The sequence below is a fragment of the Corynebacterium sp. BD556 genome (assembly GCF_038452275.1).
GTDB classification, from domain to species: domain Bacteria; phylum Actinomycetota; class Actinomycetes; order Mycobacteriales; family Mycobacteriaceae; genus Corynebacterium; species Corynebacterium mayonis.
Genome location: NZ_CP141643.1, coordinates 2,057,012 through 2,079,176, shown reverse-complemented (window position 1 = coordinate 2,079,176; position 22,165 = coordinate 2,057,012). Strand labels below are relative to the sequence as shown.

Below are 22,165 nucleotides of genomic sequence, written 5' to 3'. Positions count from 1 at the left end.
GCAACGCGCTGACGGCGCGAAAGGCAACCGGGATATGGCGCAGCTTGGTAGCGCGCTTCGTTCGGGACGAAGAGGTCGCAGGTTCAAATCCTGTTATCCCGACTACAAGCGCTTAGACCAGCACAACACTGCGGGTCTAAGCGCTTTAATCGTCTCCCCCTTATCTTCCGGCAGAATTGGGGCGGGCTTTGCTGGGTCGGCCCATCCCGGTGGCACGCACAAAGGCCCCTCTCAGCCCTCCACTGCGGCCCGGCGTTGGCCGCCGAAAAGCCCGAGGACAGCCACGGCTGCCCCAAGCGCTATGCCGCTAGCTACAGCGGCGGGCGAGCCCCCGTTGCCGGCGGCGGACAAAGCCGCGGTAGACCAGTGCATGGGCAAGGCACTGGAAATCGTATCCACGATCCCAGGCACAGTACCCGCTGCGGCGGTCTTCCACACCCAGCCAACCACCCCGACCTGGGCGGCGACGAGGGCGCCGGCCACAATTCCTCCGACCCGGGGCCCGGCTGCCGTCAGCACGATGCGCGACATGCCAGCCGAGCCAAAAACCCCCGCCAGCGACGCCGCCGCTGCAATTCCAAGGCTGGCTGGAGTCATGCCCACACTGAGGACATAGACCAAAAGGAAGCCGAGCAGGGCGGTAAACACTCCGCCTCCGAGCAGGATCCACCGGCGGTGGCGGGCAGCGGCAAGCGATAGCGCGGCAAGGGCGAAACCACCCACGAGCAGCATCGCGCTGATCAGCATGGCGGCTAAAGGTGCCAGCGCGGAGCGCGCCGCACCCGGCTCGGCACCGGCCGCCGGCGCTGCGGCTGGGATCGCGCGTCGCACAGCGTCGATTTTTTGGGAGGTCAGCACGGCGGCGCCGTCGAGTTTGTCGGCACCTTCACGCAGCTCGCTGATGCCCTTGTTTGCCTCTCCTGCCCCATTGTTAAGCTCGCTGAGGCCCGCGGCCAGGTCCTGCGCCCCCTTAGTCGCGTCGTAGACGCCGTCGTGGTAGGCGTAACCAGGCACCGAGAGCTGGTTGGCCACTTCGCGTGAGCCCGACTTCAGTTCGTTCATCTGCGCGACGACATCGGGCGGCAGCTCCGCTGTGACCGCCTGGCCGCGCAAATCCCGCAGGGCGTTGCGTGCTTCCACCACATCGGGGTCTTTGGAGTTTTTCATCCCCGCGAGCGCCCCGTCGATGCCGGCGAGGACTTGACCGCGCACAACCTCGAAACCGACGACTTGGTCGACGATGCCGCCGACCGCGTCAGCGACTTCGGTGGCGCCGCGGGCAAGCTGGCCGGTGCCTGCCTGAAGCTGCACCATGCCCGTGGATAGTTGTTGGGAGCCGGTGTGGGCAGCTGCGATGCCGTCGATTAGCTGCTGTGAGCCTTGGTCGAGCTGACCGACACCGTCTTTGAGTTGCGCGGTGCCTTGCGTGAGAAAACCTGCCTGGGTGGCGGCTTCGCCGGCGGCACGGCGGGCGTCGACAAGGTTGTCGGGTCCGGGAGCTGTCGCGGGTGCGCCCGTGGTGGCTGAATCGTCTGGCTCCGTGTTGTTGGGAGTCCAAGTAGACACGGGGCTCATGGGGAGGAAAGCCCCGGCGATCAGCAGGCCGGCCGCGGGAAGGAGACGCCATCTCATGTTTGGCAAATATAGCCCCGGCTTGCCAGTTTGACGGCCAGGCTCACCGGCGACCACCGGCACCGATTGCGTAAATCGTTATGGGCGGGGCCGTCAAAGTTGCTAACCTGAAATGGTTTCAACTTTTTCCAACCAACGTAGCAGGCTGTTTTTTTGGGCCGTGGAGAGGCTGTAATGACTTTACCTCTCGTGGTGGCGTTAGTTGCTGCGACAGTGCTTCTGTCGCCGCTACTGGTGCGCATCATGGACAGGAGGGCGGGGTGGCCGCTGGCGCTGGTGCTTTTCGGTGCCGCTTTCACCCTCGGACGTGAGTACCCCCGTGTGATTGACGGGCACGATGTGGTGTGGTCCATTCCGTGGGCCCGGGATTTGCTGGGCCCAGGTACGCAAGTCGACTTCGCTTTGCGGGCAGACGGGCTGGGCATTTTCTTCGCCATGCTTGCCTTAGTTATCGGCGGGGTGGTGTTGACGTATTCGGCAGCTTACCTGCCACGCGGCAAGGGCAACACAAGTTTTTACACGATTATGACGGCGTTTACGTTGTCTGTTCTTCTGCTTGTGCTTGCCGACGACATCGTGCTCCTGTTTGTGGGGTGGGAGCTAGTATCCATTGCCTCGTTCTTCCTCATTGCCCGCTCGGGATCTTCGGGTGAAGCCGGTTCCTACCGGACGTTGATCTTGACGTTTTTCGGCGGCCTGACGCTTTTGGCTGGCCTTGGCCTTTCGGCCATGGCAACGGGTACGACGCGAGTCTCTGCGATTCTCGCTTCTGAAGCTTTGGCCACAAACAGCGGTTTGACCACGGCTATTGCCTTGCTGGTGGCGGTTTCCGCCTTCACCAAGGCCGCGCAGTTTCCCTTCCACTTTTGGTTGCCTGAAGCGATGGCCGCCGCCACCCCAGTTTCGGCGTTTCTCCACGCCGCCGCCGTGGTGAAAGCCGGCATTTACCTGCTGCTGCGCTTTTCCACTGTGTTCCACGACATTGCCGCCTGGAACACCCTGCTGGTTACGGTCGGGCTTTTTACCGCGGTGATGTCGGCGCTGTTCGCAATCACCAAAACTGACTTGAAGCACCTGACCGCTTATTCAACCGTGTCCCACTTGGGCTGGATCGTCGCCGCGATCGGCGTGGGCACTCCCGCTGCGCTTGCCGCGGCACTTTTGCACACCTTGGCGCACGCCCTGTTCAAATCCTCTCTGTTCATGCTAATTGGTGTGGTGGACCACGAGGCGGGCTCCCGCGATACTCGTCGCCTGGGCAAGCTATACGACAATATGCCGTTTACCTTCTTCTCCACGGTGGTAGCAGCCGCGTCGATGGCTGCGATCCCGCCACTTTTCGGTTTTGTGTCGAAGGAGTCGATCCTCACCGCTTTCCAGGACTCCCCCGCCGGGCCGGTGTTGCTGGTGGTGGCCGGTATCGCCGCGTTTCTCACCTTCGTGTACTCGGCGAAGATTGTTTTTGGTGCTTTCGTCGACGGTACCGAACCGATGGACGAAGTCCACGAGGCGCCGGTTTCTCTCTGGCTGCCAGCCGCGCTGCCAGGTCTGATGTCTTTGGTGCTGCCCTTTTTCCTCGTCGGGGTGGATACCCCGCTGGCCGCGGGCGTTCGCGCAATCACGGGAGACGAAAGCTTTGCCACGCACACCGCCATTTGGCACGGCATCACCGCCCCGCTGGTGGTTTCTCTTGTTGTTTTGGCCGCCGGTGTTGCTTTCATCTTTGTGCGCAAGCCGGTCTTTGAGGCCGTTAACAACCGCCAGTTACTGCCGTTTAGCGGCAACGACGCCCTGCACGGTGTTGTTCACGTCCTCACTAAATGCGGCCGCGGACTCGGCCGGATGGCTGATGTTTTGAATCCTTCGCGCCACCTGTTGTGGCTCATCAGCACCGTTATCGCTCTCGGTTTGTCAACGATCCTGCTCAGCGACGGCATCGACGGAGTTGCGGCCGGGGCCCGCGCCGAGGGCTTGGACAACTGGTGGGACCTGATCCCTTTCGCAATCATCACTATGTCAGTAGGCGGCATGATCTTTAGCCGCAGCCGCCTCGCCGCCGCAGTTTTACTCGGCACGGTAGGCGTCGGCATGTCCTTGCAGATGTTGTTACTCGGCGCCCCGGATGTCGCTTTGACCCAGCTTCTGGTGGAGTCGCTGACCGTCATCGTGATCATGCTCGTGCTGCGCTACCAGCCGCGTGCCTTCCCGAAGACCCCTCCGCGGCGCCGCAGCTACGCCTTAGTGTTGGCCTTGCTCGCCGGTATTGTGTCTTTTGCCGGTGTGTGGGCATTGACGGGCCGCCGTGAGCGCTCTGATCTGGCCATGTGGTATCTCACCGAAGGCGGGGTGTTGACGGGAGCGAACAACATCGTCGCCGTCATCATCGTTGAGTTCCGTGGCATAGATACTTTAGGTGAGCTGTCGGTGCTCGGCATGGCCGCCGTGGTCATTCTCGCGGTGACTCAATCCATGCCGCGCCACATGTTTGAAGCTGGCACCCGCCCACGGCCCTTCGGCCAGTCGCAGTTGAACTCCATGCCGCTGCGCAAGGTCAGCGCGCTGGTTGTTCCGGTGCTCGCGGTGCTCTCTGTGCTGATCTTCTTCCGCGGCCACACCGTCCCAGGTGGCGGGTTCGTCGCCGCCTTGGTCATGGCGACAGCTTTCGGTCTAAATTATCTCTCTCGCGGCGCAGATGCTTACGTGGTGCGCTGGCTGACCCCGTCGCGCCTTGCCGGCTGGGGCATCATTATCGCCATTTCCACCGGCTTCCTGGGCTTCATCGAGGGCGGGTTCCTCTACGCTATCCACGGCGAGGTCGCCGGCGAACACTTGACCACTTCTTTGCTGTTTGACTTCGGGATTTACCTGGCGGTGTTGGGAATGATCACCCAGGCGATTAATCAGCTCGGCGGCTACCTCCGCCCGGGCACCGAGGTGGAGAACTTGAGCTATCGCCGTGGGGGGCTCAATCCGCTTCCTGACGTCCCCGATCCCGAACGACCGGATGAGGTTGCCCACGCTCACCCGGAGCCGATCAACCCGGCTGATGCTCCGAAACCGCTGTCGCAGAAGGTGGAGGAAAAACCATGATTATGGCCCTGACTATCGCCGTTTTGACCGCGGGCTCCGTCTATTTGGTGATGCAGCGCGGTTTGGTGCGCATCGTTTTCGGCATGGCTTTGTTTGGCCATGCGTCGAACCTGACGCTGCTCGCCGCGGGTGTTGGTGCGTGGCGTGGCGAGGCCTTCCCTTCACACACACCACTGGAGGACATGTCCGATCCGCTGCCCCAGGCCTTCGTCCTGACAGCCATCGTGATCGCCATGGCCACCACGACGATTCTGCTCATGCTGTCGTCTTTGGGCAAAGACGACGACACGTATGACCGCCGTGTGGAAAACATTCCGGGCTACAACCAGGACCGGCTCAGCCCCTCGGCGCTGTCCACTGCCGGCCGGCGTGCGCGTTTGAACCCGAAGAAGTTGGAGGAAGCTGCGGATATGCACCACCCCGAGGTGGATCCGGAAACCTCTCAGAGCGCAGGGGAGGCGAAGTGATGACAGCGGAGGCAATTCTGCCCGTTTTCGTGGCGCTGCCGCTGATCGTCTCGGCGGTCGCGGCATTGAACCCGTGGAAGCCGCTTAATGACTTTCTTGCTCTTGCGGTTCCCGCGATTAATCTCGCCGGCGGTGTCTGGTTGTTCGCCTACACCTCCGCGCATGGCACTATCGGCCACGTGCTCGGCCTTTACCCGGGTGGGGTGGGTGTCTCCTTTGCTGGTGATCAATTCTCTGCCGTCATGCTGGTGTCGACCATGGTGGTGGCGCTAGCTGCGAACTGGTTTGCTATCTCTGCCGGGGAAACGGAAGCGCGCTACTACACGCCTTTGACTTTGGTGCTGGTCACCGGCGTCAGCGGCGCCGTGTTGACGACGGATCTGTTCAACTTCTTCGTCATGATTGAGGTCATGTTGCTGCCGTCCTACGGGCTCATCGCCATGACGGGTTCGCGTTTCCGGCTGGTGGCGGGCCGCATGTTCGTCTTGGTTAACTTGGCGGCCTCGACACTTTTGGTCACCGCGGTGGGCTACATTTACGCGGTAACCGGTGCTGTCAACATTGCTTCTTTGCGGGGCGTCGCCGCGGGCCACGGCCCAGCGACGGTGGCGCTTGGCCTGGTGGTCATTGCGATCGCTGCGAAGGCTGGTGTCTTTCCCATGCATACCTGGCTGCCGCGTTCTTATCCTTCCTCAAGTGCGGCGGTGATGGGGCTGTTTTCTGGCCTGCACACCAAGGTTGCGGTTTATATGTTGTTCCGCATCTGGGTGACCATTTTCGATATGGATTCGCGCTGGAACACGCTGATCATTGTCGTCATGGTCATCTCCATGTTGATCGGCGGCTTCGCTGGCTTGGGGGAGGCCACTATCCGCCGGGTGCTGGCCTACCAGATGGTCAACGGCATGCCGTTCATCTTGGTCATGCTGGCGTTTACCAGCGAGGACCCGCGACGTGCCCTGGCTGCCGGCCTGATTTACATGTTGCACCACATGGTCACCATCGGCGCGTTGGTTCTCAACGCCGGCGCGATCGAGGAAACCTACGGCACCGGCACCATGTCCAAGCTGTCGTGCTTGGCCCGCCGCGACCCGTTGACCTCCACGATCTTTGCGGCCGGTGCCCTGTCAATTGTTGGTTTCCCGCCATTTTCCGGTGTGTTTGGCAAGGTCGCCATCGTTTTCGCTGCGGCGATGCCTGGGGATTGGCGCAGCTGGGTGGTCATCGCCGCGATCGTTGTCGCATCCTTCGGAGCTTTGTTGTCCATGATGCGTGTGTGGCGTTCGGTTTTTTGGGGCCGTCCCATGCAGCATTATCCGAAGGCACTCAATGTGCGCCCGCGCCTGATTCTGCCTTCGGCTGTGCTGATGGTGCTTTCGGTGGTTATGTTCTTCGCGTCAGGTGCTTTGTGGGCTGTGTCCACGGAGGCGGTTGACGCGCTTCTCGACACTGACTCCTACGTCACTGCCGTGCTGGGTGACAACGCGGTCGGTATTCCCGACGCCGCTGAGATTCAAGGAGGACGCAACTGATGGCTCGCAACGGTTTTTTCCACGCCGTGGGTTATAGCGCGTGGATTATCAAGGAGATTTTCGCCGCTGGCATGTCGGCGTCTGTCGCCGCATTCAAACCGAACCCACGTATGCGCCCAATCATCATTACCTATCCGCTTCGCTTATCGACGGACTGGCAACGCTTCTGGTTTTCCACCTCCATCACCGCAACGCCGGGCACTTTGTCTCTTGGTTTCCGTCACGACCCGGAAGGCACCGACCTGAAGTACCTCCTGGTGCAGGCTGTTTTTGGTGAGGACCCAATCAAGCAGATTCAGGGGTTGAAAGAGATGGAGGAGAAGGTCTGCCCTGCCGTGGCCTCGATCCCTCTCGATCCAGAAGAAGTTGCCTGGTACGAGTATCACGACACCGGCTCGGATACGGACCCAGATTATGTCCCTGCGGCAGAAAGGTTGGATTAAGACTCATGTTCGCAACCATCATCACCGGCTGCATCATCGTCGTGACTGCTTGTTTGCTGGTCACGCTGGGTTTTCTTATCCTGACTAAAGACGAGCTTTCCCGCGCCGTGATGGCCGATTTGGTGTTCTACGCGATGGTGTCGATCTTTCTCATGTGGACGCTGTTCAACAGCTCCATGATCCCTTTCGACATCGCCATCCTCGCCGCTTTAGTGTGCGGCGCAATTCCGACGCTATCCATGGCCCGCATTATTTCGAGGGGACGTCGCTAATGCTCATCGGAGAGATCATCGCAGCCGCGCTGGCTGTCATCGCCACCGTTTTCACCGTCGCCGCTACTGTGCTGCAGCTACGCGCCCCGGATGCTTTAAGCCGCGTGAATTTGCTGGGCCCGCTCACGGTTGTTGCGCTTCCCTTGCTCATCGTGGCCAAGTTGATCCACTCGTGGTCTGTTGCAGGTTTCGACCTCAATGACTTTCTGCGGGCGATTATCGCGATTGCCGGGGTGTGGATCGTGGGCTCTGTCGCAGGTTTCGTCATGGGCCGCTCCATCCACGGCGTAACCTACGTGGACAAGCAAGCACAATAAAAAGACCCGCGGGCGGGTCTTTTTATTGTTTCAGTTCAGCAGTCTTAGAAGACGGTGGACTGGTCTTCCTTCTCGGAGTTAGCGTTGCGCTTGCGCTCAAGTTCAACGCGCAGCTTCTGCTCCAGGTCCTTGTCCACATTGCCCCAGTAGGCGAAGGTGCGTTCCTCAACGTCCTTGTCCTCGATGGGCAGCATCTTGTTGGTGACGTTGTTGATGAAGCGCTCCTTTGCGGCATCATCGAAAACTTCACGGTACAGGGTGCCTGCTTGGGTGAAGTCGTCATCCTCAGCGTGCTTCACGTAAGCGGCGCGAACGAGGTCGGTGCCGTGCGGATCCGGGTTCACGTAAAGGTTTTCTGCCTGGCCGTAATCGGTGAAGTTGGAGGAGGAATCCTCACCGTTGTCCAGGTAGCCTGCACCTTTGCCGGTGCGGTTCGGGGAGTAGTTCGGCTCTCCCTCGTTGTTGAAGAAGTAGGCCATGGAACCGCGCTCAGCGTAGGTGTTGACCTCGTTGATGGGACGGTTGACCGGCAGGTCCTTGTAGTTCGCGCCGATGCGGTAGCGGTGCTGATCGGCGTAGGCAAACACGCGGGCTTGCAGCATACGGTCTGGGGACAGGCCAACACCGGGGACGATGTTGGCCGGGTCCAGGGCGATCTGCTCGATCTGAGCGTGGAAGTTCTTCGGGTTGCGGTTGAGGATGAAGTACCCCACGTCGATCAGCGGGTAGTCTTTCTGGGACCACACCTTGGTCAGGTCGAAGGGGTTGAAGCGGTAGTTCTCGGCCTCATCGAAGGGCATGATCTGAACCTTGACGTCCCAGATTGGGTAGTCGCCGCGCTCGATCGCGTCGTAGAGGTCCTGGCGGTGGAAGTCAGCGTTCTTGCCGGCAACCTCGGTTGCTTCCTCGTCGGTGAAGGTCTCCCAACCCTGTCGGGTTTTGAAGTGGTACTTGATCCAGACCGGGGTGCCTTCCTCGTTGATCCACTGGAAGGTGTGGGAACCGAAGCCATCCTGGTGGCGGGAGGTCTTCGGCGTGCCGCGGTCACCGAGCAGGTAGGTCACCTGGTGGGCAGACTCCGGGGTGCGCGACCAAAAGTCCCACTGCATTTCGTCGTTGCGCAGGCCGGTGTGCGGCTGACGCTTCTGGGAGTGGATGAAGTCCGGGAACTTCATGCCGTCGCGCAGGAAGAAGGTCGGCGTGTTGTTGCCAACGATGTCGTAATTGCCGTCCTCGGTGTAGAAGCGCACCGCGAAACCGTGGACGTCACGCCAGGTGTCCGGGGAGCCAGCCTCACCGGCAACGGTGGAAAAGCGCACCGCCATGGGGGTAACGGTGCCCGGCTGGAACAGCTTCGCCTTGGTGTACTTTGAGACATCTTCGGTGATGTGCAGTTCACCGAAGGCGCCGTGGCCTTTGGCGTGCGGGATGCGCTCCGGCACGTTCTCACGGTTGAAGTGAGCGAGCTTTTCAATCAGGTGGATATCGTCCAGGACGTTCGGGCCCTGACGGCCTGCGGTGGCCGAAATGTTTTCGGATGCGACCGGCTGGCCGCTCAGTTGCGTGGTGCGGCCGTTACCTGCGGCGCGTTCACCACGAGTGACGATGTCTTCTGCCTTTGACTTGTCTGCCATAAGACTCGGCCTCCTCAAGCCATTAAAAGATTTTTCTATTAGTTACGGACCTTTAATACTCTACGTTGTCCGAGTTGACCCGGCAACAGGTTTCAACGCCCTACAACTAAATTCCTACCCCTCTCAGTGCTTTTCTGCCGACTGGTAATCTTCCACCTGTGAGCAGCGCAAACGATGACTACGTCACTGACCTTGCCCTTCGGGCTGGGCGCGGTGACAGGGCTGCTCTTTCCGCTTTCATCAAGGAAACGCAAGACGACGTGTGGCGGCTGCTCGCCCATTTGGCGGGGCGCGAACACGCAGATGACCTCACACAGGAAACGTATCTGCGCGTCATGGGGGCCCTGCCCCGTTTCGCTGCGCGTTCTTCTGCAAAGACGTGGTTGCTTTCGCTGGCGCGCCGCGCGTGGATCGATTCGGTGCGCCACGACATGGCCCGCCCCCGCAAGTCAGCCGCCGAGTTCGACGATGTCGCGGCGCTCGAACCGAGCCCTGACAACCCGAACACCTGGTCTGAGGTGATCGACGCTCGTTCGCTTCTCGACGCGCTCCCGGCGGAGCGTCGTGAAGCTCTCGTCCTTACTCAAGTGCTGGGTTACACCTATGAGGAAGCCGCACGGATTTCGGGCGTGCGGGTCGGCACGATCCGCTCCCGGGTCGCCAGGGCGCGCCGCGACCTCATCGACGGCGCCGGCTGACGTTTGCCGGTCGGGTCTTTCTCGGCACGTCGCACTAAAATGCGGGTGTTGACTACGGCAGTGTTATTTTTCAGTTTTCACTTCTCACTTCGGAGAAATCAATAAAAACATGCTCAAAAAAGCAGTAGGTATTTCCTTCGCCTTCATCGGCGTTGTTGTTGGTGCGGGTTTCGCCTCCGGCCAGGAAGCAATGCAGTACTTCGTTGCCTTCGGCACCCAGGGCATCTGGGGTGCGGTGCTCGGCTCCGTCCTCATGCTCGTTGGAGGTGTGTCCATTCTCCAGCTCGGCAGCTACTACCAAGCTAAAGAGCACATGGAAGTCCTGGGCAGCATCTCCGGGAAGGTCCTGTCCTGGGTTCTTGACATCGCCACGATCATCACCCTTTTCTCCATCGGTTTTGTCATGTTCGCCGGCGCCGGTTCCAACCTGAACCAGCAGTTCGGGCTGCCCATCTGGGTCGGCGCTGTGGTCATGCTCGGCCTGGTTATCTTCTTCGGCCTGATGGACGTGGACAAGGTCACCGCCGCCATCGGCACCATCACACCCTTTTTGATCACCTTCGTGGTGGTCAGTTGCGTCTGGACCCTCGCCACGTCGGATGTGAGCTGGGCGGTGCTCAATGAGCAGGCCTCAAACGTTGACACCACCTTGCCCAACTGGTGGATCTCCGCACTTAACTACACGGGCCTGAACTTCATCTGTGTTTCTTCCATGGCCATCGTCATTGGCGGCAACTACCTTGATACCCGCTCCGCAGGCGTCGGCGGTCTCCTCGGCGGCCTGGGCTACTTGGTGATGCTTATGCTGCTCACCTTCGGCCTGATGTCGCAGGCCAGCACTGTTGCTGGGGAGGACATGCCGCTGCTCGCCTTAATCAATAGCCTGCATCCCTGGTTCGGCCTGGCCATGTCGTTGGTGTTGTTCGGCATGATTTTCGCTACCGCGCTCGGCATGTTCTACGCTTTGGGCAAACGCCTGGCGCGCGGCCACGAAAACCGTTACCGCCTCATTTTCATCTCCACCTGTCTGGTTGGTTTCGTGCTGTCCTTCGTGGGCTTCCAGCGCCTTGTCGCCTACGTTTACCCGGCGCTGGGCTATATGGGCCTTGTGCTTATCGTGACGGTCTTTGCTTCGTGGATGCGCGCCCTGCAAAAGCTCAGCGCGGAAGGAAACCGGCGCCGCCGGGCTCTCGAACTCATGCGTATCAAGCTTGACCCGCGCAGGCGTTTCATGAAGAAGGACCAGGAGGAACTGGCCAAACTCTCCAAGGCCTCCAACGTGCCGGATGACGAGTTCGCGGAGTCGGTGGAGGAAGAAGTCGGCGAGGAACTAGCGGAGGACGACGAGGTTGATTACGACCCGGAGGAAGGTGGCAGCGATGTCATGTACGTCTCCTACGCGGAGCCGGTGTCTCATACGGAGCAAAAGCCCGGCGCCGACGGCGACCAGCCGGATCCCACCCGGATGTAGCTTTCCGCCCCAGCTTAGGGCGGCAATGAGCGCCCGGTGAATGTGAGGTTGTGGTTTTTTAAGGGCTTTTAGGCAAAGAAGTTGTTGATGCGTTCAACGAAGCCGGAAAACCAGTTAGAGCTGGTCTCTGAGGAGTTCGCAGACGGCGCCGGTGTGCTTTCACCGGTTTCTACGGTCACGGTAACCTCGTCGATGAGTTTGTCGCCTTGCTTGAGTTTCAGCAAGACAAAGTCGCCGTCGGCGGCGTTGACGGGGGCGGAGACGCGGAACTCTCCGCTGAGGCTCACCACGCTCCACCCAGCGGGCAAAGCCTCGGAGTTTGCCACGGTGACGTTCTTCGGGGCGGCGCCCTTTTCCACATCTTTCGGGGTGAGAACTGCTGTCTTGCCGGGGGCGATTGTCGCGTCTTTCCAGTCGGCAGCGAAGGCGGGGGCGGCGCCGACGGTCCCAACGAAGCTCAGTGAAGCAGCAAGTGCTGGAACCGCCAGCTTTGCACGCAATGACACCTGAGAGACTCCTTCATCAATTGCCCGTGCTGGCATAAGCCAGTTGGGCAGAATCCGTCTATATCCGTCTTGATCCTTTTGCCAACAACCGTTTCGCGACGCTGACCCAATAAACACTTCTTCTCAGTATCGCTACACCGGCGACAGGACACAAGTCATGTTATCTATTCGAGACGCAATGGAAACAGATTCTTAAGCAGGACTCTCAGCTAGCGGAGCAGAAGCTCCGCGATCTGCACCGTGTTCAGCGCCGCCCCCTTGCGGAGGTTGTCGCCGGAGACTACAAAAACCAAACCTCGGTCATTATCAACAGTTTGGTCCTGGCGGATCCGACCGACGAGGGAGACGTCCTTGCCTGTGGCGTCGAGAGGCGTGGGCACATCAACAACACTCACGCCAGCGGCTGCCTCGAGGACCTCTCGCGCCTTCTGCGCTGTGATCGGCTGGTCGAATTGCGCATGGACGACCATTGTGTGGCCGGTGAAAACCGGAATACGCACGCACGTGCCAGAAACCTTAAGCTCTGGAAGGCCCAGAATCTTGCGGGACTCGTTGCGCAGCTTTTGCTCCTCGTCAGTTTCCAAGCTGCCATCGTCAACGAGACTGCCAGCCAGCGGCAACGCATTGAAAGCTATCGGCGCAACATAAGGGCCGTAGTCTTGCGGGTTGAGGAGGCTACCGTCCTCAGCGAGTTCAGTGCGGCGCTTGCCCACCTCATCGATTTGCTGCGACAAGGCTTGGACTCCGGCCACCCCCGAGCCGGAAACCGCTTGGTAGGACGCAACCTGCATGAGGTTGAGCCCGGCGACGTCGTGCAGCGCCTTAGCTACGGGCATCACAGCCATCGTTGTGCAGTTCGGGTTGGCGATGATTCCCTTGGGCACCCGCCGCGCCTCGTCGGGGTTGACCTCGGTAACGATCAAGGGAACCTCGTCATCTTTGCGCCACGCCGATGAGTTGTCCACCACGGTGGCACCCGCCGCCGCGAACACCGGGGCCCACTGCTTGGAAATGGTCCCGCCGGCAGAAAACAAGGCAATGTCGACATCTTCGACGGATTGCTCCGTAACCTGAGTCAAATCCTCCACCACGACCTTTTCGCCGCGGAACTCCAGCTCTTTGCCGGCTGAGCGCGGGGAGGCAAAGAAACGCACCTTATCTGCCGGGAAGTTACGCTGCTCCAGGATGGAGCGCATTACCTGTCCGACCTGACCGGTAGCTCCGACAATGGCAAGGGTGGTCATGGGCTAAGTTTTCCTTAACTTCTAAAGGTGGGCGGGTTTAGCGGCCAGTGCCAGCGTAGACGACGGCCGGTTCGTCGCCGCCGAGCTCAAATCTGTCGTGCAGGGCACGCGCAGCGTCGGCCAGACCAGCCTCGCCCACGACGGCAGTAATACGAATTTCAGATGTGGTGATCATCTCGATGTTGATCCCGGCATCACGCAGCGCCTCCGCAAAGTCGGCGGTAACACCTGGGTGCGACTTCATTCCCGCCCCCACAAGGGAGACTTTGCCCACCTCGTCATCGTAGGTGAGCTCCTTCCAACCCTCGGCCTGCTTGAGGGAGGTAAGCAATTCCATGCCGCGCTTTCCGTCTGCCTTGGGCAAGGTGAAGGTGATGTCGGTGCGTCCGTCCTCGGAAGAAATGTTTTGCACAACCATGTCAATGTTGATTTCAGCGTCAGCGAGGGCACGGAAAACCTTAGCTGCCTCACCGGGGGCGTCCCGAATACCAAGAATGGTGATCTTCGCCTCCGAGTTGTCGGTGGCTACGCCAGACAGAACTGCTTCCTCCACGGGTATATCCTCCAATGCTCCGGCAACAAGGGTGCCGGTGTCGTTGCTATAAGACGAGCGAACCCGCAAGGGCACGCCGAAGGCGCGGGCGTACTCGACGCTGCGCAGAACCAGAATTTTCGAACCGGACGCCGCAAGCTCAAGCATTTCCTCAAAACACAAGGTGTCGAGCTTGCGGGCGTCGGGCACGATGCGAGGGTCGGCGGTGTAGACACCATCGACATCCGAGTAGATCTCACATTCGGCAGCCCCCATCGCCGCCGCCAACGCCACGGCGGTTGTGTCAGAACCACCACGGCCCAAGGTGGTCACGTCCTTGCTGTCGCGGTTGACACCCTGAAAACCGGCGACGATAGCGATCTTGCCTTCCTTGACGGCTTCTTGGACTCGCCCAGGGGTAACCTCAACGATGCGCGCATTGCCGTGGCGTTCTGTGGTGATCACACCAGCTTGGGAGCCGGTGAAGGATTGCACTGGTGCGCCGAAGGAGGCCACGGCCATCGCCACCAAGGAGTTAGAGATGCGCTCGCCAGCGGTCAGCAGCATGTCCATTTCGCGCGCTGGCGGGCTGGGGTTGACTTGCGCTGCGAGGTCGAGAAGTTCGTCGGTGGTGTCTCCCATTGCGGAGCAGACCACCACCACGTCGTGGCCTTGCCGCTTCGTTTCGACAATGCGTTTGGCAACAGCCCGGATTCGCTCGGCGCTTTCCAAGGAGGATCCCCCATATTTCTGGACGATCAATGCCATCGCTGCATGCCACCTTCCGCTGTGCGCCTGAAAAAAACTCTCTTGTCAAAGAGAGCATAATGCGCGTCTATCTTACAGGCCGCGCGTGATAGGTGGGGAGGAGTTTTTCGATATTCATTCGCCGGGTTAAGTGCTTTAAGGTTATGCCTGTGCAAAACAATGCCCTCGCCGTATTCTTCGCGTTTCTTTCCGCGTTGACGATTGCGGTGGGCACGGTGTGGCGCCACCGCATTTTGCGGCGGGGACTGGATCATTCGGAGTCGAACGCTTCGCCAATGGCGTCGATAAGCAAGCCGGCGTGGTGGCTGTCGCTGTCGCTGGCTTTTTGCGCCTACGGCATGCAGGCAGTCGCGCTTGCTTTCGGCTCGCTGCTGGTCGTGCAGCCCGTGTTGGTGCTTTCGCTGATGCTGACGTTGGTTTTTTCGGCGCGCGCGGAGCGGCGGGTCATGGAGCTCGACGAGATTTTTTGGGCAGCAGTGCTCACGGTGTGCGTGGGTGTTGTGGTGGTGTTGGGCCGCCCGCTTCCGGGGCAGCGTTTGGCGCCGACATGGCAGTGGTCGATCTGTTTAGGTTTCGCCGCGGTGGTCTTCGGTTCGCTTTTTGCGATTGCTTATCGACGCCGAACCCCAGCACCCACCAAAGCCTTGCTTTTCGGGATCGTCTGCGGCGCTGTCTTCGGGCTTCTGGCGCTGTTTTCCAAGGTCACAGTCGACGCATTCACCCGCGGCGGCGTTGCGGAGTTGCTTGTGACCTGGCAGTTTTGGGGGCTTCTCGTCTCCTCAGTTGTGGGCACGGTGGTTCAGCAGTACGCCTTCGGCGCCGGCGTGCTGTCGCGTTCGCTTCCCGCAATGAAAATCGTTGAGCCTCTTGTTGCCTTGTTTCTCGGTTTCTTCCTGCTTGGGGAAAGTTTCGCAGTTACTTCACTGGTGGGTTGGGCAGCCATTGTCGCGGCCATCGTGGGGATGATGGCGGCCACGGGCATGCTCTCGCGACGACCGGTGACGTGAATATTATTCCCCGGCGGCTTGCGCTGCAGCACACCATGGTTATGATGTGGCGTATGTCATCGGCATCATCGCCCCTTACTGGGCGACTCCTTCTTTGCCGCGGCGGGATTTAGCCCAGATTCCGAGCTCTCCTTATCGGAGGCCAGCTCGGCCGGCACCCCGTCGCGGAGTTTGTGTTTGCCGGCCGGGCTGCACCGCCTCATTATCTTCCGCAGCAAGGAGCTCCAGCCATGACCACCGCCGAGTTTTTCGCCCCCAGCGACATCCGCACCCCCAGCGGCCCACGCAACGCCAACCAACCTGCTTGGAACAAGCAGCGCGGCTCCCACATGCCGGTTCAGCGCTACATGTCTTTCGCCCAGGAGGTCGAGGACATCATTTTGCCGGACCGCACCTGGCCCGACAAGAAAATCACCGTTGCCCCACAGTGGTGCGCGGTGGATCTGCGCGACGGCAACCAAGCGTTGATCGACCCGATGAGCCCGGAACGCAAACGTCGCATGTTCAACCTGTTGGTGCAGATGGGCTACAAGGAAATTGAGGTCGGCTTTCCCTCCGCCTCCCAGACGGACTTCGACTTCGTCCGCGAGATCATCGAAGAAAACATGATCCCCGAGGATGTCACTATCCAGGTCTTGGTGCAGGCGCGCGAGCACCTGATCCGCCGCACCTTCGAGGCCTGTGAGGGCGCGCCGAACGTCATCGTCCACTTCTACAACTCGACGTCGAAGCTGCAGCGCAGGGTGGTCTTTAATAAGGATCGCGCGGCGATCAAGAAGCTGGCCACCGACGCCGCGGGCCTGATCAAGGAGATCGCGGCGGACTACCCGGCCACCAACTGGCGCTGGGAGTATTCGCCGGAGTCCTTCACCGGCACCGAGCTAGATTTCGCCCTCGAGGTCTGCGACGCTGTGGTCGACATCATGGGCGCCACCCCGGATAACCCAATGATCATTAACTTACCGTCGACAGTTGAAATGATCACCCCGAACGTCTACGCCGATTCCATCGAGTGGATGCACCGCAATCTGGCCAAACGTGACTCCATCATTTTGTCGCTGCACCCCCACAATGACCGCGGTGAGGGCATCGCCGCCGCCGAACTGGGCTACCTGGCGGGCGCCGACCGTATTGAGGGCTGCCTGTTCGGCAACGGTGAACGCACCGGCAACGTCGACCTGGTCACCTTGGGTTTGAACATGCTGACTCAGGGCGTGGACCCGCAGATCGACTTCTCCAACATCAACCGCGTCCGCGAAATCGTCGAGTATTGCAACCAACTGCGTGTGCCGGAGCGCCACCCCTACGGCGGCGACCTGGTCTTTACTGCTTTTTCCGGCTCCCACCAAGATGCCGTCAACAAGGGCCTCGATGCCCTCGCTCAGAAGGTGCGTCCGGGCGCGAACTCCACGGAAGTGACCTGGGAGGAACTGCGGGAGACGGTCTGGGAGGTTCCTTACCTGCCCATCGACCCGAAGGACGTGGGCCGGACTTACGAGGCCGTCATTCGCGTCAACTCGCAGTCGGGCAAGGGCGGGGTGGCCTACATCATGAAGACAGACCACGGCATCCACATGCCGAAGCCGATGCAGCCAGAGTTTTCCGCCATTGTGCAGGCCATCACAGATTCAGAGGGCGGGGAGGTCAACTCCAAGAACATGTGGGACATCTTTGCCACCACCTACCTGGATCCGGACAGCCCGCTGGAGTTGGTGGACTACGAGATCTCAGACGCCGACGGCCCCGCCTCACGCATCCGCGCCGAGGTGGAGTACAACGGCGCCACCCGCACAGTAGAGGGCACCGGCAACGGTCCGGTTGCGGCCTTTGCCAACGCGCTGGAGTCACTCGGCATTGACTTCGAGGTGCAGGACTACACGCAGCGCTCCCGCAGCGCGGGCGACGACGCGGACGCAGCTTGCTACATCTACGCGGACGTCGACGGTGCACGTGCCTGGGGAGTCGGCATCGCGGGTTCAACCACGCGCGCTTCTTTGCTGGCGATGATTTCGGCGGCGAACCGTGGTTTGAGCCACCGCGAGGCGGCAGGCGTATGAGTTGGCGGGTGTGAAGATTATCCCGCTGCCGTGTGCGGCTCTTAGGCGGCGTCGAACGAGAACTGAGCTGTCAAGCACCGCCGCCATCGGCCTTTAGCTAGGTCGGTGCGCGCCGGTTCTAGATCGCGTCGGTGGTGTTTTTGCGCATGCGGGTGCCCATGTTTCAAGCCCCTGTGAGCCTCCCGGCGGGTGTTTGCGGGGCGCACTGCCACATCGCCTCGCGCTGACACGAGAAGGTTTCTGTGGGCAGCCGTGGTAGGCCAGCGCTTCTCGCGCCCGGACATGTCCATGCTCCGCCTCCGACCCGGCTGGCGCCTCTCGTGGGATAGAATCCGCGTAATGACACCTCAGAGCGCACCCACGCCCGCCTCCTCCCCCGAGGCGTTTCCTTTCGTGGCGGTGCATGTCCAGACAACGGGGATTCATCCCTCATCCGGTCGTCTGCTCACTATTGACGCCTTGACTTTCGACGCTGACGGCAGGATCGGTGACGAGTTCCATGCTGTGGTCAACCCGGTGCGCGACGCCGGCCCGCGCCACATCCACGGTTGCGACATTGGAGATTTCGCTCAGGCGCCGAAGTTCTCGCGTTTTTTGAAAACGCTGGACAAGCTTATCGACGACCGCACCCTCATCATCCACGACAGTCCCCTGGTCTGGGGTTTCATTGTCTCCGAGGCGCGCCGCGCCATGAACGCTGCCGCCCGGGCAAATCGTTCGCGCAGCCGTCGCGGCGGCAGTCGCCGCCAGCGCGTGGGTCACGTGCCGCGCCCGGTACGTATCGTCGACACGCTTGAATCAGCGCGCCGCCAAGGAATCATCCCTGCCGATATTCGCCTTGCCGCCGTCGCCGCTGAGCTCGGGCTCGACGTTGGCTCACCTGTAGCTACTGTTGAGCGTGCTTCCCGCAGCGAAAAGGACACATCTAGGGAGCAGACGGCGCTTTTGGTGGAAACTTTTCTTTTCTTGCGGCAGCGCAACGCGGCGGTGAGCCGGGCGCCTGATGAACTAGCCGCGGACCGTTTCGGTTTGCAGCGCAGCACCGTGCGGGTGGATGCTGCCCGCACCGAGGAGCGCCCAGACAACCCCGGGGTCTATTCTGCGCAGCGCGGCCTGCAACCAGGCATGGAAATCGTCGTCTCGGATGATGTGACAACGAACCCGGACGAGGTAATTGCTGCGGCCCTTGAGCGTGGCCTGGTGTATTCGGAGAAGGTGTCCCGCGAAACTTCCCTTGTTGTTTGCGACGCCTTGGCATCGGGCGCGCAGCTGCACGGCAAGGCGATGCACGCCCACCGCAAAGGTATCCCCGTTCTGTCTGCTGAGGAGTTTTTCGCGGCCACGGCACAGGAGAATTAGCGGGCGCGTGGTCTACCCTAGAGCTCATGAAACCGAAGGGTCCACTTTCCCGATTACGCACCCGCGCCGCGGTGGCCGCGGCGCAACTGGCCACCACCGCATCGAGGGCCACTGGCCGCGGCGCGGGCGGAATGATCGGCGGCTTAGTCGCCGGAGCCATCGACCCAAACATCATGGTTTCTTTGGCTGCTTCGCGCCCGGCAGCGCTGGTGACCGGAACAAACGGGAAGTCCACCACGACCCGCATGTTGGCGGGGGCGTTGCGGGCGAAGTACAGCGTGGCCACCAATGAGGGCGGCGACAACATGGACGCCGGTATCATTTCGGCGCTCATGGCGGGCACAGCCGCGTCCCATATCGCGTTGGAGGTCGATGAGCTGCACGTGCCGAAGGTGGCCGCGCGTCTCAACCCGACGGCCCTTGTCTTGTTGAATTTGTCCCGGGATCAGCTCGACCGCGTGGGCGAGATCAACAAAATTGAGCGCGCCCTGCGTTTGGCGGTGCAGGAGCATCCGGAAATGAAGGTCATTGCTAACTGCGATGATGTGCTCGTTTCATCGGTTGCCTACGACCACCCGAACGTGGTGTGGGTTGCCGCCGGCGCCGGGTGGATGGGCGATTCGGTGACAAACCCACGCTCCGGGGGGCATGTGGTGCGCGACGACGGGGATTGGTACGGGGTTGAAAAGCTCGCTGATGGCCGCGTTTTCCGCCGCCCCACCCCCGATTATGTCGTCGACGGCACGTCCTTGCGGACCCCGCACGGCGATGCGAAATTGGATTTGGCGTTGCCGGGCAACGCGAACCGTGGCAACGCCGCTCAGGCGATCGCTGCGGCTGTGGAGGCTTTTGGGGTGCCGCTGGACAAGGCTGTCGCCGCCGCGGCGGAGGTACGCGACGTGGCTGGTCGCTATTCCACTGTGCGCCTGGGCGAACACGAGATTCATCTGTTGCTGGCAAAAAACCCTGCCGGCTGGCAGGAGGCTTTGTCGATGGTCGACCGCGATGCCGACGGCTTAGTCATCGCGGTCAACGGCCAGGTGGCCGACGGTGAGGACTTGTCGTGGCTGTGGGACGTAAAGTTTGAGGATTTCTCAGGCGTGTCCGTTAAAGCTGCTGGGGAGCGCGGAACCGACTTGGCCGTGCGCCTGCTGTATGCCGATATTGACCACGAGTTGGTTCACGACACTGTGGCGGCGATCCGCGCTTGCCCGCCGGGGCGCGTGGAGGTGCTGGCGAACTACACGGCGTTTCGCGACCTGCGGAAAGATCTGAGCAAGCTGGAGGACTACCGTGGCTAAGCCGCTTCGCATTGGTCTAGTGCTGCCGGACGTGTTGGGCACATACGGCGACGACGGCAACGCTCTCGTGCTGCGCCAGCGTGCCGTGATGCGTGGCATTGATGCGCAGATCGAACGCATTTCGCTTAACGACGAAATCCCAGCCGACTGCGATCTCTACACCCTCGGCGGCGGCGAGGATTCCGCGCAGGTCATCGCGGCGGCCCGTTTAGCTGCCTCCCCGGGCCTGCAAGCGGCAGCCGCCGACGGGCGACCTATTTTCGCGGTGTGCGCCGGCATGCAGGTGCTTGGCCGCACCTTCACTGCCCACGGTGACAGAGTTGACGGCCTCGGGCTTATCGACGCCACCACCTCCCCCATGTCCACCCGCGCCATCGGTGAAGTTGCCTCCACGCCTTCTCGCGCCGGAATCACCGCCGAACTTAGCGAGCCGTTGACCGGATTTGAAAACCACATGGGCGCCACCGTGCTCGGCCCCGATGCCGCACCCTTAGGCAGGATCACTCGCGGCATAGGCAACGACGGCGCATCAGGTGTCGAAGGTGTGGTGCAAGGCAGCGTGGTCGCTACCTACATGCACGGGCCCGCCCTTGCCCGCAACCCGCAGCTTGCCGATTTGCTCCTCGCCCGCGCCCTGCACACCACCGTGGACGAGCTCAGGCCGTTGGAAATCCCACTCATCGACAGGTTGCGGCTGGAAAGGTTGAAATAAGCCGTTTAGATTTTCAAACGCCCACTCAACGCCCGCGACAGCGTGAGCTCGTCGACGAACTCCAAATCGCCGCCAAGTGGCATGCCGGACGCCAGCCGCGAAACTGTAAGATCCGGGAAATCTTTCACCAGGCGCGCGATATAAGAGGCGGTGGCCTCACCTTCGGTGTCGGGGTCGGTAGCGAGGATAACTTCCTCGATGTCGGGAGCGTTGCGGCCGGGGGCGTCGTCAAGCACACCGCCGATGCGCTGCAAAAGCGGCGCGATAGCCAGATCGCGCGGACCGACATTGGCCAGCGGGTCCAGGGCGCCGCCAAGCACATGGTAGCGGCCACGGTACTCACCAGTGCGCTCGATGACCTGGATGTCCTTGGCGTTTTCCACGACGCAAATCAAGCCCGCCTCACGTCCAGAATCCGCGCAAATACGGCAGATGTCCTCCCGTGAAACATTGTTGCAGATCCGACAAAAGGTCACGCCGTCGCGCACCGCCGATAATGCGGCGCGAAGCCTGTCAACGTCCTCCGGATCCGCCTTCAGCACGTGAAAGGCGATGCGCTGCGCGCTTTTCGGCCCGACGCCGGGCAGACGCGACAACTCGTCAATAAGGTCTTGCAGCGGACCTTCGAACATGCTGTTTGTGCGCTCCTTGCAAAAGTTAACTGACTGAAAAATGCCCGGCCTACAACGGGCCGGGCTAGTTAAACGGAGGTGGGATTAGACGATACCGCCGAAAGGAATCTCGCCTGGGCCCGCCTGCGCAGCGCCGCCGCCGAAGTTGGTGAGCGGGCCGAGCATTTCCTGGGCAAGCTTGCCGGCTTTGTCGTGCGCATCGCGGTAAGCGGCGAGGATCAGGTCCTGGAGAGTTTCTACATCAGAGGGGTCAACTGCCTCCGGCTTGATGGTCAGGTCCTTGATCTCAGCGCCACCGGACATCACGATGGTCACGAGCTCACCACCGGCGGTGCCAGTGACGTTGGTGTCGAGCAATTCTTGTTGCGCCCTTTGCAACTGGGCCTGGACCTCAGCGGCCTGGCGCATGAGCTCCTGCATGTCATTCGGCATGGTCATGGTGGGCTTTAACCTTTCGTTGGTTCAGCGTAAATATCCCGCACCAGTGTACC

At 61.0% G+C, this 22,165-nt stretch carries 20 protein-coding genes and 1 tRNA gene; 14 read left to right on the top strand and 7 right to left on the bottom strand.

What is annotated here, in order from left to right; genetic code table 11:
• Positions 1–28: 28 nt before the first annotated feature.
• A tRNA-Pro gene (locus VLL26_RS09715) sits at positions 29–102 on the top strand.
• Positions 103–231: 129 nt separating this feature from the next.
• On the opposite strand, the gene VLL26_RS09710 is transcribed toward VLL26_RS09715, so the two are convergent.
• A complete protein-coding gene (locus VLL26_RS09710; RefSeq protein ID WP_342318872.1) occupies positions 232–1,632 on the bottom strand; it encodes a hypothetical protein in 1,401 nt (466 codons plus the stop codon).
• Between the two features lie 174 nt (positions 1,633–1,806).
• Between VLL26_RS09710 and VLL26_RS09705 the strand changes: the two genes are divergently transcribed.
• From VLL26_RS09705 to VLL26_RS09680, 6 genes are read left to right on the top strand one after another with little or no spacing between them, the layout of a single operon-like run.
• Positions 1,807–4,722: a DUF4040 family protein gene (locus VLL26_RS09705; RefSeq protein ID WP_342318871.1), complete on the top strand. Its 2,916-nt coding sequence runs from the start codon at positions 1,807–1,809 to the stop codon at positions 4,720–4,722.
• Positions 4,719–5,189, top strand: a complete 471-nt coding sequence (locus VLL26_RS09700) for a sodium:proton antiporter (RefSeq protein ID WP_342318870.1) — start codon at positions 4,719–4,721, stop codon at positions 5,187–5,189. Before VLL26_RS09705 ends, VLL26_RS09700 begins: the two co-directional genes overlap by 4 nt.
• Positions 5,189–6,721: a monovalent cation/H+ antiporter subunit D family protein gene (locus tag VLL26_RS09695; protein ID WP_342318869.1), complete on the top strand. Its 1,533-nt coding sequence runs from the start codon at positions 5,189–5,191 to the stop codon at positions 6,719–6,721. Before VLL26_RS09700 ends, VLL26_RS09695 begins: the two co-directional genes overlap by 1 nt.
• A complete protein-coding gene (locus tag VLL26_RS09690) occupies positions 6,721–7,164 on the top strand; it encodes a monovalent cation/H+ antiporter subunit E (protein ID WP_342318868.1) in 444 nt (147 codons plus the stop codon). The genes VLL26_RS09695 and VLL26_RS09690 overlap by 1 nt, the downstream gene beginning before the upstream one ends.
• A gap of 5 nt (positions 7,165–7,169) precedes the next feature.
• Entirely contained in the window at positions 7,170–7,436 is a 267-nt protein-coding gene (locus VLL26_RS09685) for a cation:proton antiporter (RefSeq protein ID WP_342318867.1), read from the top strand.
• The gene (locus VLL26_RS09680) at positions 7,436–7,753 is read left to right on the top strand and encodes a Na+/H+ antiporter subunit G (RefSeq protein ID WP_342318866.1); all 318 of its coding nucleotides are present in this window, start codon (positions 7,436–7,438) and stop codon (positions 7,751–7,753) included. Before VLL26_RS09685 ends, VLL26_RS09680 begins: the two co-directional genes overlap by 1 nt.
• 44 nt (positions 7,754–7,797) lie before the next feature.
• On the opposite strand, the gene VLL26_RS09675 is transcribed toward VLL26_RS09680, so the two are convergent.
• Positions 7,798–9,387, bottom strand: coding sequence for a catalase (locus tag VLL26_RS09675; RefSeq protein WP_342318865.1), 1,590 nt, complete (start codon positions 9,385–9,387; stop codon positions 7,798–7,800).
• A 158-nt stretch (positions 9,388–9,545) separates the two neighbouring features.
• Between VLL26_RS09675 and VLL26_RS09670 the strand changes: the two genes are divergently transcribed.
• Positions 9,546–10,085, top strand: coding sequence for an RNA polymerase sigma factor (locus VLL26_RS09670; protein WP_342318864.1), 540 nt, complete (start codon positions 9,546–9,548; stop codon positions 10,083–10,085).
• A gap of 109 nt (positions 10,086–10,194) precedes the next feature.
• Positions 10,195–11,556, top strand: coding sequence for a YkvI family membrane protein (locus VLL26_RS09665; protein ID WP_342318863.1), 1,362 nt, complete (start codon positions 10,195–10,197; stop codon positions 11,554–11,556).
• A 68-nt stretch (positions 11,557–11,624) separates the two neighbouring features.
• On the opposite strand, the gene VLL26_RS09660 is transcribed toward VLL26_RS09665, so the two are convergent.
• The 3 genes from VLL26_RS09660 to VLL26_RS09650 all read right to left on the bottom strand — a co-directional run bounded on the left by VLL26_RS09660 (position 11,625) and on the right by VLL26_RS09650 (position 14,606).
• Positions 11,625–12,062, bottom strand: a complete 438-nt coding sequence (locus VLL26_RS09660) for a hypothetical protein (protein ID WP_342318862.1) — start codon at positions 12,060–12,062, stop codon at positions 11,625–11,627.
• Positions 12,063–12,271: 209 nt separating this feature from the next.
• On the bottom strand, positions 12,272–13,306 hold the full coding sequence (locus VLL26_RS09655) for an aspartate-semialdehyde dehydrogenase (RefSeq protein ID WP_342318861.1): 1,035 nt from the start codon (positions 13,304–13,306) through the stop codon (positions 12,272–12,274).
• Positions 13,307–13,343: 37 nt separating this feature from the next.
• Positions 13,344–14,606, bottom strand: coding sequence for an aspartate kinase (locus VLL26_RS09650; RefSeq protein ID WP_342318860.1), 1,263 nt, complete (start codon positions 14,604–14,606; stop codon positions 13,344–13,346).
• Positions 14,607–14,749: 143 nt separating this feature from the next.
• Between VLL26_RS09650 and VLL26_RS09645 the strand changes: the two genes are divergently transcribed.
• From VLL26_RS09645 to VLL26_RS09625, 5 genes are all read left to right on the top strand, one after another.
• Complete coding sequence (locus tag VLL26_RS09645) at positions 14,750–15,613, top strand: DMT family transporter (protein ID WP_342318859.1); 864 nt, start codon at positions 14,750–14,752, stop codon at positions 15,611–15,613.
• A gap of 230 nt (positions 15,614–15,843) precedes the next feature.
• Positions 15,844–17,670 (top strand): 2-isopropylmalate synthase, encoded by a 1,827-nt coding sequence (gene leuA, locus VLL26_RS09640; protein WP_342318858.1) that lies wholly within the window; start codon positions 15,844–15,846, stop codon positions 17,668–17,670.
• A 339-nt stretch (positions 17,671–18,009) separates the two neighbouring features.
• Positions 18,010–19,029, top strand: a complete 1,020-nt coding sequence (locus VLL26_RS09635; RefSeq protein ID WP_342318857.1) for a DNA polymerase III subunit epsilon — start codon at positions 18,010–18,012, stop codon at positions 19,027–19,029.
• A gap of 26 nt (positions 19,030–19,055) precedes the next feature.
• Positions 19,056–20,330: a Mur ligase family protein gene (locus tag VLL26_RS09630; protein WP_342318856.1), complete on the top strand. Its 1,275-nt coding sequence runs from the start codon at positions 19,056–19,058 to the stop codon at positions 20,328–20,330.
• Positions 20,323–21,042, top strand: coding sequence for a type 1 glutamine amidotransferase (locus tag VLL26_RS09625; protein WP_342318855.1), 720 nt, complete (start codon positions 20,323–20,325; stop codon positions 21,040–21,042). Before VLL26_RS09630 ends, VLL26_RS09625 begins: the two co-directional genes overlap by 8 nt.
• A 5-nt stretch (positions 21,043–21,047) precedes the next feature.
• On the opposite strand, the gene recR is transcribed toward VLL26_RS09625, so the two are convergent.
• On the bottom strand, positions 21,048–21,674 hold the full coding sequence (gene recR / locus VLL26_RS09620) for a recombination mediator RecR (protein ID WP_342318854.1): 627 nt from the start codon (positions 21,672–21,674) through the stop codon (positions 21,048–21,050).
• Between the two features lie 84 nt (positions 21,675–21,758).
• The gene (locus VLL26_RS09615) at positions 21,759–22,112 is read right to left on the bottom strand and encodes a YbaB/EbfC family nucleoid-associated protein (RefSeq protein WP_342318853.1); all 354 of its coding nucleotides are present in this window, start codon (positions 22,110–22,112) and stop codon (positions 21,759–21,761) included.
• Between the last annotated feature and the right edge of the window lie 53 nt (positions 22,113–22,165).

Bases quoted from the DNA above. Each gene is read 5' to 3' on its own strand.
- VLL26_RS09650 (WP_342318860.1), bottom strand. From the start codon at position 14,606: ATGGCATTGATCGTCCAGAAATATGGGGGATCCTCCTTGGAAAGCGCC.
- VLL26_RS09695 (WP_342318869.1), top strand. From the start codon at position 5,189: ATGACAGCGGAGGCAATTCTGCCCGTTTTCGTGGCGCTGCCGCTGATC.
- VLL26_RS09635 (WP_342318857.1), top strand. From the start codon at position 18,010: ATGACACCTCAGAGCGCACCCACGCCCGCCTCCTCCCCCGAGGCGTTT.
- VLL26_RS09705 (WP_342318871.1), top strand. From the start codon at position 1,807: ATGACTTTACCTCTCGTGGTGGCGTTAGTTGCTGCGACAGTGCTTCTG.
- VLL26_RS09655 (WP_342318861.1), bottom strand. From the start codon at position 13,306: ATGACCACCCTTGCCATTGTCGGAGCTACCGGTCAGGTCGGACAGGTA.
- VLL26_RS09680 (WP_342318866.1), top strand. From the start codon at position 7,436: ATGCTCATCGGAGAGATCATCGCAGCCGCGCTGGCTGTCATCGCCACC.
- VLL26_RS09615 (WP_342318853.1), bottom strand. From the start codon at position 22,112: ATGACCATGCCGAATGACATGCAGGAGCTCATGCGCCAGGCCGCTGAG.
- VLL26_RS09700 (WP_342318870.1), top strand. From the start codon at position 4,719: ATGATTATGGCCCTGACTATCGCCGTTTTGACCGCGGGCTCCGTCTAT.
- recR (WP_342318854.1), bottom strand. From the start codon at position 21,674: ATGTTCGAAGGTCCGCTGCAAGACCTTATTGACGAGTTGTCGCGTCTG.
- VLL26_RS09710 (WP_342318872.1), bottom strand. From the start codon at position 1,632: ATGAGATGGCGTCTCCTTCCCGCGGCCGGCCTGCTGATCGCCGGGGCT.
- VLL26_RS09685 (WP_342318867.1), top strand. From the start codon at position 7,170: ATGTTCGCAACCATCATCACCGGCTGCATCATCGTCGTGACTGCTTGT.
- leuA (WP_342318858.1), top strand. From the start codon at position 15,844: ATGACCACCGCCGAGTTTTTCGCCCCCAGCGACATCCGCACCCCCAGC.
- VLL26_RS09665 (WP_342318863.1), top strand. From the start codon at position 10,195: ATGCTCAAAAAAGCAGTAGGTATTTCCTTCGCCTTCATCGGCGTTGTT.
- VLL26_RS09645 (WP_342318859.1), top strand. From the start codon at position 14,750: ATGCCTGTGCAAAACAATGCCCTCGCCGTATTCTTCGCGTTTCTTTCC.
- VLL26_RS09690 (WP_342318868.1), top strand. From the start codon at position 6,721: ATGGCTCGCAACGGTTTTTTCCACGCCGTGGGTTATAGCGCGTGGATT.
- VLL26_RS09630 (WP_342318856.1), top strand. From the start codon at position 19,056: ATGAAACCGAAGGGTCCACTTTCCCGATTACGCACCCGCGCCGCGGTG.
- VLL26_RS09675 (WP_342318865.1), bottom strand. From the start codon at position 9,387: ATGGCAGACAAGTCAAAGGCAGAAGACATCGTCACTCGTGGTGAACGC.